16 protein-coding genes are annotated in these 13,695 nt (G+C 29.3%); 7 read left to right on the top strand and 9 right to left on the bottom strand.

Features of this window, described 5'->3' with window-relative positions; genetic code table 11:
* The first annotated feature begins 27 nt into the window (after window positions 1-27).
* From AABJ49_RS01795 to AABJ49_RS01785, 3 genes are all read left to right on the top strand, one after another.
* Window positions 28-459 carry a hypothetical protein gene (locus AABJ49_RS01795; RefSeq protein ID WP_338375578.1) on the top strand — a complete coding sequence of 144 codons (432 nt, stop codon included), beginning with the start codon at window positions 28-30 and terminating at the stop codon, window positions 457-459.
* 1,031 nt (window positions 460-1,490) lie between these two features.
* A complete protein-coding gene (locus AABJ49_RS01790; protein ID WP_338375576.1) occupies window positions 1,491-1,712 on the top strand; it encodes a tetratricopeptide repeat protein in 222 nt (73 codons plus the stop codon).
* Window positions 1,713-2,070: 358 nt separating this feature from the next.
* Window positions 2,071-2,325 carry a hypothetical protein gene (locus tag AABJ49_RS01785; protein ID WP_338375574.1) on the top strand — a complete coding sequence of 85 codons (255 nt, stop codon included), beginning with the start codon at window positions 2,071-2,073 and terminating at the stop codon, window positions 2,323-2,325.
* 57 nt (window positions 2,326-2,382) lie between these two features.
* Here the strand turns inward: AABJ49_RS01785 and AABJ49_RS01780 are convergent, their stop codons facing one another.
* The 6 genes from AABJ49_RS01780 to AABJ49_RS01755 all read right to left on the bottom strand — a co-directional run bounded on the left by AABJ49_RS01780 (window position 2,383) and on the right by AABJ49_RS01755 (window position 8,228).
* The gene (locus AABJ49_RS01780; protein ID WP_338375572.1) at window positions 2,383-3,429 is read right to left on the bottom strand and encodes an o-succinylbenzoate synthase; all 1,047 of its coding nucleotides are present in this window, start codon (window positions 3,427-3,429) and stop codon (window positions 2,383-2,385) included.
* A gap of 191 nt (window positions 3,430-3,620) precedes the next feature.
* Window positions 3,621-4,298 (bottom strand): metal-dependent hydrolase, encoded by a 678-nt coding sequence (locus tag AABJ49_RS01775; RefSeq protein WP_338375570.1) that lies wholly within the window; start codon window positions 4,296-4,298, stop codon window positions 3,621-3,623.
* Between the two features lie 17 nt (window positions 4,299-4,315).
* On the bottom strand, window positions 4,316-5,209 hold the full coding sequence (gene menA, locus AABJ49_RS01770; protein ID WP_338375569.1) for a 1,4-dihydroxy-2-naphthoate octaprenyltransferase: 894 nt from the start codon (window positions 5,207-5,209) through the stop codon (window positions 4,316-4,318).
* Window positions 5,210-5,243: 34 nt separating this feature from the next.
* A complete protein-coding gene (locus AABJ49_RS01765; RefSeq protein WP_338375567.1) occupies window positions 5,244-6,743 on the bottom strand; it encodes a PH domain-containing protein in 1,500 nt (499 codons plus the stop codon).
* Window positions 6,733-7,356, bottom strand: a complete 624-nt coding sequence (locus tag AABJ49_RS01760; RefSeq protein ID WP_338375565.1) for a PH domain-containing protein — start codon at window positions 7,354-7,356, stop codon at window positions 6,733-6,735. Before AABJ49_RS01760 ends, AABJ49_RS01765 begins: the two co-directional genes overlap by 11 nt.
* A 32-nt stretch (window positions 7,357-7,388) precedes the next feature.
* Window positions 7,389-8,228, bottom strand: coding sequence for a 1,4-dihydroxy-2-naphthoyl-CoA synthase (locus AABJ49_RS01755; protein WP_338375563.1), 840 nt, complete (start codon window positions 8,226-8,228; stop codon window positions 7,389-7,391).
* A gap of 171 nt (window positions 8,229-8,399) precedes the next feature.
* Between AABJ49_RS01755 and AABJ49_RS01750 the strand changes: the two genes are divergently transcribed.
* From AABJ49_RS01750 to AABJ49_RS01735, 4 genes are all read left to right on the top strand, one after another.
* Window positions 8,400-9,518, top strand: a complete 1,119-nt coding sequence (locus AABJ49_RS01750) for a C1 family peptidase (protein WP_338375561.1) — start codon at window positions 8,400-8,402, stop codon at window positions 9,516-9,518.
* A 10-nt stretch (window positions 9,519-9,528) separates the two neighbouring features.
* Window positions 9,529-9,960, top strand: a complete 432-nt coding sequence (locus AABJ49_RS01745; RefSeq protein WP_338375560.1) for a PH domain-containing protein — start codon at window positions 9,529-9,531, stop codon at window positions 9,958-9,960.
* An 83-nt stretch (window positions 9,961-10,043) separates the two neighbouring features.
* Window positions 10,044-11,231, top strand: coding sequence for a serine hydrolase domain-containing protein (locus tag AABJ49_RS01740; RefSeq protein ID WP_338375558.1), 1,188 nt, complete (start codon window positions 10,044-10,046; stop codon window positions 11,229-11,231).
* 92 nt (window positions 11,232-11,323) lie between these two features.
* Window positions 11,324-11,518: a hypothetical protein gene (locus AABJ49_RS01735; RefSeq protein ID WP_338375556.1), complete on the top strand. Its 195-nt coding sequence runs from the start codon at window positions 11,324-11,326 to the stop codon at window positions 11,516-11,518.
* 53 nt (window positions 11,519-11,571) lie between these two features.
* On the opposite strand, the gene AABJ49_RS01730 is transcribed toward AABJ49_RS01735, so the two are convergent.
* Genes AABJ49_RS01730 through AABJ49_RS01720 form a run of 3 tightly spaced genes read right to left on the bottom strand, consistent with a single transcriptional unit; the run spans window position 11,572 to window position 13,693 of the window.
* Window positions 11,572-11,874: a hypothetical protein gene (locus tag AABJ49_RS01730; protein WP_338375555.1), complete on the bottom strand. Its 303-nt coding sequence runs from the start codon at window positions 11,872-11,874 to the stop codon at window positions 11,572-11,574.
* Between the two features lies 1 nt (window position 11,875).
* Window positions 11,876-12,838 carry an alpha/beta fold hydrolase gene (locus AABJ49_RS01725; RefSeq protein WP_338375553.1) on the bottom strand — a complete coding sequence of 321 codons (963 nt, stop codon included), beginning with the start codon at window positions 12,836-12,838 and terminating at the stop codon, window positions 11,876-11,878.
* 18 nt (window positions 12,839-12,856) lie between these two features.
* On the bottom strand, window positions 12,857-13,693 hold the full coding sequence (locus tag AABJ49_RS01720; protein WP_338375552.1) for a S1-like domain-containing RNA-binding protein: 837 nt from the start codon (window positions 13,691-13,693) through the stop codon (window positions 12,857-12,859).
* Window positions 13,694-13,695: the final 2 nt, after the last annotated feature.

Here is a 13,695-nt window from a genome sequence, read left to right as displayed (position 1 = left end):
AGAAAAACAATAATCCGAATATTATCAATGCTCAGTTTGCTAATATTCTTTTTACCTTTTTTTCAAGCATGTTCAGATGATTCTATCAAAAGAAGTTCTGGTTTTTTTAAGGTTTATAAAAATGTAAGAACTGATAGTGAAAAAGAAAGCTCATTTAAAAAAGCTAAGAGTGATTTTACGTTAAGTGGTTATGATTTAGCAATACAATTTGAACCAATACTTTCAGGGTTTACAATAATAATGATTATAAATATTACAATGTTTATTTGTTTCATTAGAAAGCACTATGAACAATTGCTTCTATGTTTTGTAAATCTAATAATAATCACTTTATCAATCGTTTATATGTCTTTTTTGCTACCAGGTATTGGACAAATCAAATATGGAATGTATATATTTCTATTAAATTCAATACTATTATTTTATTTTGTCTATAAAGAACAAGAATATCCTAAATAATATTATTTTGTATTCCTCATTTTCTATTTAAAGAATATTCATCTTAAGATTTTATCTATATTTGTTTTAATAAGTCTTAATCAAATTCATTGAATGAAACTTCCTTTAATTATACAGTTTATTATATTTTTGTTTTTCATTAGAGGCTTAATAATAATTCTACATGAACTTGGTCATGCTCTTCCGGCAATATTATTAACCAAAGAAAAAGTTTCAATATATATTGGTTCATATGGAGACCAAAAGAAAAGTATAAACTTCAAATTGGACTTTTAGATGTTTGGTTAAACCATAAATTCTTTTCTTGGAAAAATGGATTATGCATTCCTTCTGCTAAAAAAATTACGATTAATACACAAATAGTTTACATATTATTTGGACCGTTATTTCCTTTTATTATTGCTACTCTTTTTATTTATTATGCTTATTCAAAAGAATTAAATGATTCTTACTTACTTTTTTCAGTTGTATTTTTTATAAGCTCTATTTTTGATTTATTCAGAAACCTTATTCCAAAAAAAACACCAATTATTTTAAATAATGGTAAAACTGTATACAACGATGGATATACTTTAACTAAACTTTTTAAATACAAAAAATACCCAAATCAATACGCTGAGGCTATCGATTTCTATAACCAGAAAGAATACAATAAATCTATTGCACTTTTTGACTATTTATTAAGTTTAGATATTAAAGACGAAAATGTATATCGTTATAATGTTTCTGCGAATACGTTTGAAAAAAATTATGATTTAGCAAAAAAGTTATTTGATGAATTTGAAAAAGAATTTGAATTAACTTCTGATGACTATAACAATGGAGGTTTTATTTATAGTAAGTTAGAATTAAACGACGAATCTTTAGTCATCTATGATAAATCACTTAAAGTTAATCCGCAAAATTCTTATGCTTTAAATAATAAAGGGTTTACTTTAAACTTACTCGAAAAATATTCAGAAGCTATTCCTAACTTTGATAAAGCTATTTCTATTAATCCTGAAATTGCTTATTCTTACAACAATAGAGGCTTGTCAAAAATTAAAATTGGTTTAATAGATGAAGGTCTTGCTGATATAGAAAAATCTACTGAATTAGATGAAAACAATTCATATATCTATAGAAATTTAGGAATTTATTATTTTGATCTTGGTGAAATTGATAAAGCAAGAGAATTATTCTTAAAATCAAAGACATTAGATAAAGAAACATATAAAATTGATGATTTAATTGATTCTACTAATTTGTTATAAATAAAATCCTATACATTAACTAAAAAGTTATAACGATGGCAAAATCATCAAATACTTCATTGAAAATGATAGTAATAGATTGATAAAACCCTTAATTTTCATTTTCAAAAATTCTTTTTTTTTAACTATTCTAACTGCATTTAGAAAACTACCTCCTGCATTTTAAAAAGTACTTCCTGCTTATAACTAAGAAACAATCCAATAAGTGCATTAATTGCAAATGTTCTTGGTTTAAAATGCTTACAAATAGTGCATTTTTAATGCAAAATGGAAATTCTATAACATAAAATAAAAGTATTATAATTTAACTAACTGTTTATGGTTATATCTTGCAACCATAATCATAAAACTAAAAAAGATGAAAAAAGTAACCCTAATGATAGCTAGTTTAGCAATTTTTGCAACAGTTAGCTGTAAAGACAAAGAAGAAGCAACAGTCGTTGAAAAAGAAACTGTAGTCGTTGAAAAAGAAGCAGAACCAGTAGAAGAAGAAAGCAACGGAACATCAATTAGTATTGGTAAAGATGGTGTAGAATACTCTTCAAAAGATGGTGACAAAAAAACCGAAGTAGAAATAAAAGATGACGGTGGAACTGTCAAAGTTGAAAAATAGAATACGCATAAAATTGAAAAAGAAAAAGATTAAACCGACAAATTTTGTCGGTTTTTTTTACTTAAAATTCTCAAAATCTACTTCCCAATTCTTTCCTTTTTTATACCAAAGTTGCCCATTTGAAACTTCTAAAGGACAGTCAAAATTATTGGTATATAAACCTCCTGTTCCTAATCCTTGAGGTAATTTATTTTGTAGTGAAAAGGTAAATTGTGCAATGGCATTTAGTCCAATATTACTCTCCAAAGCAGAAGTAATCCACCATTGAATATTGAGTTTTTCAGCTATGGAAATCCACTCTAAAGTTCCTCTAAAACCACCGACCAAACTAGGCTTCAAAATGATATATTGAGGCTTAATTTTTTGTAGCAATGCTTCTTTTTCGTAAGGCAAAAACACACCAATTAACTCTTCATCTAAAGCAATAGGTAAAGGTGTGGTTTTACATAGCTCTGACATCCTGTCAGTATTGTTTTTCGGAATAGGTTGTTCTATACTATGTAATTTATAACCAGCCAATTGTTTTAATTTATATAAAGCATCAGTAGAATTAAAAGCACCATTAGCATCTACTCTAATTTCGATGGTTTTTTCATCATAATGTTGTCTAATAAATCGCAATAATCCCAATTCTTTTTCGAAATCTATGGCTCCAATTTTTAGTTTTATACAAGTAAATCCTTGTGCTAATTTTTCTTCAATTTGTTGCTTCATAAAAGACTCTTCACCCATCCAAACTAAGCCGTTAATCAAGATGCTTTTTTCTCCTTTTGTAAAGTCAGATGCAAACAACTCAAAAGGTGTTTTTGAAGCCAAAGAATGGAATGCCATTTCCACTCCAAATTGAATAGAAGGAAATTCTAAAAGCGATTCCCAAAGTTTGTCTTTCCCTAAATTAATGTTCTTACAAACCCATTGCAATTTTGCTTCATAATCGGGTCGATCATCAACAGATAAGGTTCTCAAAATTCCGCACTCACCTATTCCAATTTTTCCGTTTTCTTCTAAGATGATAAACCAAGTTTCTTTCTCGGTTAAAATGCCTCGAGAAGTTCCGCTTGGTCGTTTGAAGTCTAGGATGTATTTTTTGTAATTAGCTTTCATGTTTTTTTTGTGGCACAAAGTTTCTCAAAGTTATCTCAAGGTTTCACAAGGTGTTTTTAAACCACATAGATTTCTCAGACTTTGTTTGAGTTGAAGTCGCTTTGCTTTACATAGTTTTCATAGATTCTTTGCGTACTTTGCGAAAAACCTTGCGAACTTTGTGTTTAAATATCTATTCTCTATTTTCTTCTCTACAATTCAATAAACTCTCCAATTTCCAACAGCATCAAATCTTTTCCTTTTTCAAAGAATTTACGTTTGGCTTCTTCATGGTCGATTTCGATATAGCCGAAAGTATCGTAATGATAACCCAAAACTTTATCGCATTCTACAAAATCGGAGGCAAAAATGGCATCTTCTACATCCATGGTGAAGTTGCTTCCTATTGGTAAAATGGCTAAATCTAGTTTAGTTCGCATTGGAATTAACTTCATGTCCATTGTCAAAGCTGTATCTCCAGCAATGTAGATATTTTTTCGTTCTCCTTCGATTACGAATCCACCAGGTTGTCCACCATAAGTTCCATCAGGAAATAATGAAGTATGGATTGCGTTAACATATTTAACTACTCCAAATTCAAAATCCCAAGTTCCACCATGATTCATTGGATGAAATTGAAAACCTTTATTTCCGTAGTAATTAGCTATTTCAAAATTAGAAACGATGACAGCATCAGTTCGTTTGGCAATTGCTTCCACATCCAAAACATGATCTTGATGAGCATGAGTCAATAAAATATAATCCGCTTTTAGTGTATTAATATCTATATGCGAAGCTTTTGGGTTTCCTGTAATAAATGGATCCACGATTATGTTAATGTCTTCAATTTGGATTCCTAAACAAGCGTGACCGTAAAATGTGATTTTCATGATTTAGTAATTAGTGATTAGTAGAAATTAAAAATTAAACCTACAGTAAAAAGAATACTTAATGCAAAGGTTATTAATGCAACTTTTTTTAATTCTGGATCAAAATCTTCATATGAATCAGCTCTTAAAACCGTTTTCATGTGAGGAAATATTAGGACAATAATTGTTGTAATTGCAATTAATGAAGAATTAATTAGAATTGAAAAAACTAAAAACAATAATAAAGCTGTAGTTAGTAAAAATATATGATATTTTTTAGCATTTTCCAATCCCATTTTAACCACCAAAGTTCTTTTTCCTGCTGCTCTATCGTTTTCAATATCTCTCATATTATTCAGATTTAAAACGGCTACACTCAACATTCCAATAGCAGAAGCTGGTAAAACTAATTTCCAATCTAAAAAATGAGTGTATAAAAAATTGGAACCAATAACAGATACTAATCCGAAAAAAACAAATACAAATAAATCTCCTAAGCCATTGTAACCATAAGCATTACTTCCTACAGTGTATTTTATAGCAGCACCGATTGAACCAATTCCCAAAAGAATAAAAATCAGACTCAAGGCAAAGTTTTCTTTTCCAAAAGCCACATAAATTAAGGTTAAAGCTAAAGCCAAAGTAATAATTGCTGTGATGACAACCGCTTTTTTCATTTGAGAAGCAGTAATAACTCCAGCAGCAACCATTCGTTTCTCTCCTATTCTATTGACATCAGTGCCTTTTACTCCATCACCATAATCATTGGCATAGTTGGATAAAATTTGAAGTCCTAACGTAGTTAAAAGTGCTAAACCTAAAATTCTATAATCATAAAATCCTTGATGATAGGCATAAGCACTTCCCACAATTATTCCAGAAAGTGATAAAGGTAATGTTCGTAATCTTGCGGCTTGTATCCAGTTTTTCATTTTAATTTTTAGTTTGTTTTGTTTCAGGTTGTTTTTACATCCAATTTTCTTTTGAAACCTCAACCTGATATAACCATTTATTCACTTGCTTTTTAATTTCAGTAAAATTACCTGTTGAAAACGAAACTCGTCCACCAGCTGTGTATAAAACTACTGAGCCTATATCTGTATATTTTTGCCAAAAAAATTGTTGGGTTTCAATGGCTTGAATTTTATAAGGCATCATTATTTCATGGTCAATATCCCAAGCTCCACTCTGCTTCACGATAAATTCATCGGATATAAATAGTCGATAATTTCTGTAAGAAAAATATAAAATCGTTCCCATAAATAACACATAAATAGCAATTACAACTACTACTTCATTCCATGAGAATTTCTCAAAATTATAATTTATGGTCAACCCAATAGCTATCGGAATTAGAATAAAAAAGAAACTATTCAAAAGCAGTTTCCTGATATTTGGTACTAATGTCGTTTGATGATTTGGTAACTTTCCAATAAGCAGTTTTAAAATTTGTTCTTTTTCAGATTTATTACAACCTGGAATTTTAGTTTTATCTTTTGCACTAGCTCGTTTCATATCGCTAGAAGCTTGAAAAATTTCTATCGTGTTTACATCGAGCTTTTTCTGAAAAAAATTCTGTGTCAGCTTGATGATTTGAACTTTTTCTGGATTAATAATCGTGCTTTTGATGTTTAGTAAGCCATAAGTCAATACAAGTGATTTCTTATCTTTTTTAAGTGTAAAATTGAAATATTTAACAACCGTTAAAACTAAATTCACAATAATAATCGCAGTGAAAATGAAAACTAAAAACCACAAAATCAAACTCATAATCGGAATTTGTTCCAATTGATTGATGTTATCGTCAATTAAATCTTCTCGTCCAATTTGTCTTAAATTATCAGAAACTGTAGTAAAAATCAAAAAGATATAGGCAAAACTTTTGATGTAATTAGCTGTAATTCCGATTTTTAAAAGACTTAGTATTCCTATTGTTATAAACGATTTAGGTTTTTCTTCGCTTTCTATAATTTCATCAATTAAATGGCTGTTTTTTTGCGTATTTTCAAGTAATTGTTTTTTAAGTTCGGTTGCCATTTCATGAGAAATTGCGTTAATCGAAGCTTCTTTTTTATCACTGCCTGCTGTGTCTAATTCTAATTTATGTACATTAAAAATACGCTGAATTAAACTTTGATCAATGTTAACTTTTTGGATTTTATGAAAAGGAATTGTCGTTTTGGTTTTGTTGAAAATTCCGTTTTCAATGACAAATTCTTCCAACTTATAATCGATGTAAAATTTGAAAAACCAATATCTTAAAAAAGCGATAATAGCAACAAATAAAATAACTCCAACAATTCCAACATAAACCTGAATAGCACTATAAGACTCTTTTTTAAAGAAAATAATTAAAATAAATGGCCAAAAAGCTCTAACCGATTTTTGCAAGGTATTAGCAAACAAAACAATCACTCCAATTAAGGATTGCCGTTGAGGAATAGAAAAATCAAAATTAGATTTCATCTGATTCTTCTTTTGAATTGTTCTCGTGTATACTTTGAATTTGATTTTCTTCAATTGGATTTTCTTCAATTGGATTTTCTTCAATGATTTCTGACGCAATTTCATTAATTTTTAATGAAACACTTTCTTTGATTTTTTTAGCATCATTAAGCAATAAACCATTGATTTTCAAATCACTTGAACTTCCACCAGCAGTGAATAATTCAATGGAAGCTAATCCAAAAATTCTTGAAAGCATTCCTTGATGCAAAGCCACATGTTGCACTCTATTGTTTGTGACAATGGTAGTAGTTTCACTAATCACTCCAGACTTGAAAATAACATCATGTTCGCGTAAAGCAAATCCTTTTTTGGCAAAACTTATTCTTAAAAACAGAAAATTCAATACCACCAAAACCAACCAACCTATAGCAAAATAGATGATTTTATCTTGTATTAACTCTTTAATAGAAATGAAATAAAGGGCTATTATTCCAATCAAAAGAATGCCATATACTATTCCAAACTGAATCAACATAACTTTAAAATAACTTTTTTGTAAAGAATTTAGTGCTGTTTCTTCAAACTTGGGTAAGGTTGAAATGTCTATTGTTTGATTTTTAAATTCGCTCATTTATAGTTTTTATTTTTCTAAATTCTAAATTTCTAAGGTAAATACTTCTTCTCAAAATTAGGCTTACGTTTTTCTAAGAACGCATCTCTTCCTTCTTTTGCTTCGTCTGTCATGTAGGCTAATCGAGTAGCTTCACCAGCAAAAACTTGTTGGCCAACCATGCCATCATCGGTTAAATTCATAGCGAATTTTAGCATTTTTATAGATGTTGGAGATTTAGCTAATATTTCTTGAGCCCATTCATAAGCTGTATCTTCTAATTCAGCATGAGGAATAACTGCATTAACCATTCCCATTTCAAAAGCTTCTTGAGCTGAATAATTTCTACCTAAAAAGAAAATTTCACGTGCTTTCTTTTGACCAACCATTTTGGCTAAATATGCCGAACCATAACCACCATCAAAACTAGTTACATCTGCATCTGTTTGTTTAAAAATAGCATGTTCTTTACTAGCTAAAGTCAAATCACAAACTACATGTAGCGAATGTCCGCCACCAACAGCCCAACCTGGAACTACACAAATTACTGCTTTTGGCATAAAACGAATCATTCTTTGTACTTCTAAAATGTTTAGTCTATGGTAACCATCATCACCTACATAGCCTTGATGACCTCTTGCTTTTTGATCTCCACCAGAACAAAACGAATATACTCCATCTTTAGAGCTTGGACCTTCGGCAGAAAGTAGCACTACTCCAATTGATGTATCTTCTTGTGCATCGTAAAAGGCATCAATTAATTCACGGGTTGTTTTTGGTCGGAATGCGTTTCTAACATCAGGACGATTGAAGGCAATTCGGGCAACACCATCGCATTTTTTATAGGTTATATCATCAAATTCTTTTGCGGTTTTCCAATTGATTTTACTCATGTTGTATTAAAAATTTTAGTTTTGACTTTTAGCACAAATTAAAAGATTATAGCAATTACTCTAATTTCTTAAATCTGTATTCCAAAAAAATCAAGTTAAAGTTAAAATGAAATTTCACGTAAAAATAAAGCATTTTTTGCATTATATTGCATCTTCAAATGAATTACTACAATGAAAAGAATACGCATTGCACTCTTATTGGTTTTTGGATTTTTAACATCAAACGCTCAAAACTATGAATTTCAATCGGTTATAGACATTGAAACAACACCAGTTATTTCACAAGATATTACAGGAACTTGTTGGAGTTTCTCTACTTCTTCGTTTTTAGAATCAGAAATTATTCGTCTAACCGGAAAACAAATTGATTTATCTGAAATGTATCAAGTTAGAAATACATATCCCAAAAAAGCTGAAAATTTTGTGATGCGACAAGGAAAAGCTCAGTTTAGTCAAGGTGGTTTAGCTCATGATGTGATTAATAGTGTCGCTGATTTTGGATTAGTTCCCGCGAATGTTTATACTGGTTTAACAGAAGACGAAAAGAAACACAATCACAGTGAATTAGAAGATATTTTGAATGCTATGCTAAAAGTATATATTGATAATCCAGGAAAGAAATTATCTCCAAAATGGAAAGAAGCCGTTTCAACTGTTTTAGATGTTTATTTAGGTAAAAATCCAACAGAATTTACTTTCGAAGGCAAGAAATACACTCCAAAAAGTTTTGCTGAATTCACTAAAATCAAACCAGAAAACTATATTACGTTAACTTCATTTTCACACCAACCATTTTACAAATCTTTCATTTTAAACATTCCTGATAATTTTTCTAATGGAAGTATGTATAATTTACCTTTGGATGAATTTATCCAAAATATTGATAATGCTTTAGCCAAAGGATATTCTTTGTCCTTAGATTGTGATGTTTCAGAAGTTACTTTTTCAGCCAAATATGGGGTTGCTTTTATTCCAAAAAACGAAGACGACACTAAAACTGGTTTAGCTGAAATTGTGGAAGAAATGCCAGTTTCTCAAGAATATCGTCAAGCTGAATTTGAAAATTTTACAACTACAGATGATCACTTAATGCATATAGTTGGAACCGTAAAAGATCAAAAAGGAAATGTTTATTACAAAGTAAAAAATTCTTGGGGAACCGATGAAAAAAGAGTTACTAATGGTGGATTTGTTTATATAAGTGTTCCTTATATGCGTTTAAAAGCAATTTCTGTTTTGGTACATAAAGATGCTTTGACGAAAGATTCTAAAAAGAAATTAAATTTTTAATCAATAGGCTATGAAAGTCTATAAATCCAAAAGAAGTAAACGTTTAAATGCTATTTTCATTATAACATTTAGTGTAATAATTGCTGCAACAATTCCTGCATTCATAAATGATATTGGAAGTGAGTTTTACATTGTTATTGGAATTAATTTATTGTCACTTTTACTACTAGCTTCAATTGCAATAAAAACTCAATATAAAATTAAAGATAAACATCTTTATTGGCAATCTGGTCCATTCAACGGGAAAATTGATATCAAAACCATTCGAAAAATCGAACATCATGACGGTATTTTTGTACCAACTATTTGGAAACCAGCTTTAAGTCAAATTGGATTAATTATCACTTATAACAAATATGACGATATTTATATTTCACCAGAAAAAGAAGCTGATTTTATTGAAGAATTATTCAAAATAAATCCAAATATTGAAATTTTATAAAATTGGGTTAAAATATTCACAAAAAGTTAAATTCAATTAAATTTTTATCTGATTTTTTTATATTTGTGGAAACAAACAATCCCTTGAAACACTTATTAAGCCTACTAATCCTACTAATTTTATTTTCTTGTAAAAAACGAGAAGAAAAAAAAATAGCTCAACGTATTGACAATGAAATTCTTATTCCTACTGATTCTTTAGTACCCATAGGTTTTAACAAATTACCCAAAAAATATATTGAGCAAAAGAAATTCTTAATTGAAACATTTTTCAATGAACATATTAATCAAAATGATGAGTTTAATGGAAGTTTTTTAGTCGCAAAAAATGGACAAATCATTTTTGAAAAATACCAAGGAAAAGCGAATTTTAAAACCAATGAATCTTTATCTGAAGAAACTCCTTTGCATTTAGCTTCCATTAGTAAAGTTTTAACAGCTTCTTCAATTTTTAGGTTAATTGATGCCCAAAAGCTAAGTTTAGATGAAAAAGTGCAAACTATTTTACCATCATTTCCTTATAAAGCAATTTCTATTAGAATGTTATTAAATCACAGAAGTGGTTTAGCAAAATATAGCAATTTCACAGAACCTGTTAAAGTTTGGGGCAAATCAAAAACATTACATAATAGTGACATTTTAAATATAATGGGAAAACATAATATTCCTTTGGACTTCAAGCCCAATACAAAATTCGCATATTGCAACACCAATTATGCTATTTTAGCTTTAGTCATAGAGAAATTGACCAATTTATCTTTTCCACAAGCGATGCAAAACCTTGTCTTTAAACCCTTAAACATGAACAATACTTTTGTTTTTGAACTTGAAAAGCAAAAAGATTCGGTTAGTCAAACTTATAAAAGTACTAAAGAAAAAATTCCTTATGATCAATTAGATGCAATTTATGGTGATAAAAACATCTACTCAACTCCACAAGATTTACTAAAATTTGATTTAGCTACTTATTCCAATGACTTTATTTCCGAAGATTTAAAAAAAGAAATCTACAAAGGATATAGTTATGAAAAAAAAGGCATCAAAAATTATGGTTTAGGCATTCGTCTACGTGAATGGGAAACAGGCCAAGAAATTTTTTATCATAACGGTTGGTGGCATGGAAACACTACATCCTATATTACTTTGAAAAAAGATACCGTTACAATGATTGCTTTATCCAACAAATACACTAGAAAAGTGTATCAAACCATGCGAATGTCTGCTTTATTTGGAGATTATCCATTTGATCTGAATAATGAAGGAAGTGAATAGTGTATTCAAATTCTGAAATTTTTAGTGCAAATCTTATAAGAGTAACTAGGCTATAAATAATTAACTTTATCAAAACTTAAAAATTTATAGCTATGAACACAAACAACCAAAATTCGCAAAAACAAAACCATAAAGGTTCGGATAACAGAAGTGACATGAGAAAGCATCAATATAAAGATCACGATGAAGTTTTAACAAACGATGAAAATTATGATGTGGATACCCAAAAATTTAAAGGTGAAAAACCGGATTGGGATGATAAATTAAATAATGAAGAAAAGAAATAATCTTAAAAACGTCTTATTTTGATAATAAGACGTTTTTTTTATGAGCCATTTATTTAATTAAATAATTCTGCAAAAACATTAATGTCTATGTTGAAATATCTTGAAATAAAAATAAAGGTTATTATATTTAAAACTAATCCTATCCAATAAAATTTATTCCAATCATCTCTATTGATAATGATTTCGGCTAAATTGAAGATTGGCAATAGTAAAGCAAATACAAAAAGAATAATCCAATGTATTGCTATTGACTCATTTAAATTACCATTAGGAATATCACTTAATAAAATACTAAACATCGTAGTTATAAAAACCAGAACACTTAAACCTAAATAAATAGTTTTTTTAGCAATCATTTTATAAAGATTTAAAAAATTCTAAAGCTCTAATTTCAGCATACGAATATATTGAATTCTTCACAGGATACGCACAATGTCCTCCATATTTTGGAGTTTCTAGATGAATAAATGAATGATTTGTAGCCAATTGAATCGGAAAACAACCTTCTCCTAAAAATGGATCATCCAAAGCGTTTAGAACCAAAACGGGTTTCTTAATTTTCTCCATACTTCTAGCTGGAGAAACCTTAAAATAATAATCGTTTCTATCTTCAAATCCGTGAATAGGAGCTGTGAAATTATCGTCTAAATAATCGAAATTATTAATGTTTTTAATTTTATTCCAATCCATCAATTCTGGAAACTGCTGTGATTTTTCTTTGAGTTTTCGAGTCAAATCGTTCACGAAATTCTTCATATAAACTTGATTAAAACCTTTTTTTAAAGAATCTGCACTAGCTTTAACTTCAACCGGAACAGAAACAGCAACACCAGCTTTAATTCGAGAATCGATTTCAGGAATTCGTCCCAAATAATTCATGACTTGTGCTCCACCCATAGAGAATCCTATCAAATAAATTTCTTGAATATCTTTCGTTAAAGCAAATTGGATCACTTCATCTAAATCTTCAATAGTTCCATGGTGATATAATCTGGGTAAACGATTCATTTCTCCACCACAACTTCTGTTATTCCAAGCAAATACAGAAAAATCTTGTTTCAAAAAATAATCCGAACAACTATTGATATAAGTTCTTTGGGAATTTCCTTCTAAACCATGACACAAAATCACAGCTTTGTCATTATTTTGAATTTTATAATCAATATTCAAAAAATCACCATCTTGTAATTCAAGTTTTTCACGAATGTAGTTTGGTGATGAAAATCGCTTTACTTTTGCAGCATAAATAGTTGAAAAATGAGCATTTTTATGCCAAAAAGGGATCGATATATCATATTTTGAATCTTGTATGTATGGCATTTAAATTCAATAAGTAGATTAAACCAAATAAATTCCGTTTTCTTTAATTTCAATTAATTTTTGACGGTATAAATTTCCCACAGCTTTTTTAAATGATTTTTTACTCATTTTCAAAACTGTCTTAATATCTTCTGGATGTGAATTATCGTTTAAACCTAAGAAACCTCTGTTGGCCTTTAATTCATCTAAGATTAGTTGCGATGTTGGTTCAATGGCTTCTACTCCAACCTTTCTCAAATACACATCAATTTTTCCGTCTTCACGAACTTGCTTGATGTACCCTTTCATGCGTTTTCCAGGTTTAATGTCTTCGTAAGTTTCATTCGCGTAAGCCAAACCCTTGTGTTTTTCATTAATGATAACATTGATTCCTGCTTCTGTAATGTGAGAAACAATTAAATCTACTTCTTCATTATTTTGTAATTCAATATTTTCATTGGACAAAAACTGATTGGTTTTACTGGTTGCGACTAACCTATTCGTTTTTTCATCCATGTAACAATACACCAAATAGCGTTTATCAACTTCCATCGGACGAGCTTGTTCTTTAAAAGGCACAAATAAATCTTTTTCTAAACCCCAATTCATGAAAGCTCCAAATTTATTGATGTAATTCACCTTTAAATGAGCAAATTCATTCAATTTAATGTAAGGTTTTATTGTAGTTGCAACTGGTCGCTCTTCATGGTCTAAATATACAAAAACCGTAATTTCATCACCAATAGAAAATTCTTTTGGAACGTATTTATTAGGAAGTAAAACGTCATTTTCTTCGTTTTCTCCATCTCCAAGAAATAATCCTACTTGTGTATCTCTAAGTATTTTTAAGGTATTGTATTGTCCTAATTGTAGCATAT

Origin of the sequence: uncultured Flavobacterium sp. (genome assembly GCF_963922255.1) — a bacterium.
GTDB lineage: Bacteria > Bacteroidota > Bacteroidia > Flavobacteriales > Flavobacteriaceae > Flavobacterium.
Note: the sequence above shows the minus strand (reverse complement) of the source record. Positions and strands in the feature narration are given on the sequence as shown.

Coding starts and splice junctions, on each gene's coding strand:
- menA (WP_338375569.1), bottom strand. CDS start 5,209: ATGAAAAACTGGATACAAGCCGCAAGATTACGAACATTACCTTTATCA.
- AABJ49_RS01755 (WP_338375563.1), bottom strand. CDS start 8,228: ATGAGTAAAATCAATTGGAAAACCGCAAAAGAATTTGATGATATAACC.
- AABJ49_RS01775 (WP_338375570.1), bottom strand. CDS start 4,298: ATGAAAATCACATTTTACGGTCACGCTTGTTTAGGAATCCAAATTGAA.
- AABJ49_RS01765 (WP_338375567.1), bottom strand. CDS start 6,743: ATGAAATCTAATTTTGATTTTTCTATTCCTCAACGGCAATCCTTAATT.
- AABJ49_RS01780 (WP_338375572.1), bottom strand. CDS start 3,429: ATGAAAGCTAATTACAAAAAATACATCCTAGACTTCAAACGACCAAGC.
- AABJ49_RS01725 (WP_338375553.1), bottom strand. CDS start 12,838: ATGCCATACATACAAGATTCAAAATATGATATATCGATCCCTTTTTGG.
- AABJ49_RS01760 (WP_338375565.1), bottom strand. CDS start 7,356: ATGAGCGAATTTAAAAATCAAACAATAGACATTTCAACCTTACCCAAG.
- AABJ49_RS01735 (WP_338375556.1), top strand. CDS start 11,324: ATGAACACAAACAACCAAAATTCGCAAAAACAAAACCATAAAGGTTCG.
- AABJ49_RS01785 (WP_338375574.1), top strand. CDS start 2,071: ATGAAAAAAGTAACCCTAATGATAGCTAGTTTAGCAATTTTTGCAACA.
- AABJ49_RS01750 (WP_338375561.1), top strand. CDS start 8,400: ATGAAAAGAATACGCATTGCACTCTTATTGGTTTTTGGATTTTTAACA.
- AABJ49_RS01730 (WP_338375555.1), bottom strand. CDS start 11,874: ATGATTGCTAAAAAAACTATTTATTTAGGTTTAAGTGTTCTGGTTTTT.
- AABJ49_RS01795 (WP_338375578.1), top strand. CDS start 28: ATGCTCAGTTTGCTAATATTCTTTTTACCTTTTTTTCAAGCATGTTCA.
- AABJ49_RS01745 (WP_338375560.1), top strand. CDS start 9,529: ATGAAAGTCTATAAATCCAAAAGAAGTAAACGTTTAAATGCTATTTTC.
- AABJ49_RS01720 (WP_338375552.1), bottom strand. CDS start 13,693: ATGCTACAATTAGGACAATACAATACCTTAAAAATACTTAGAGATACA.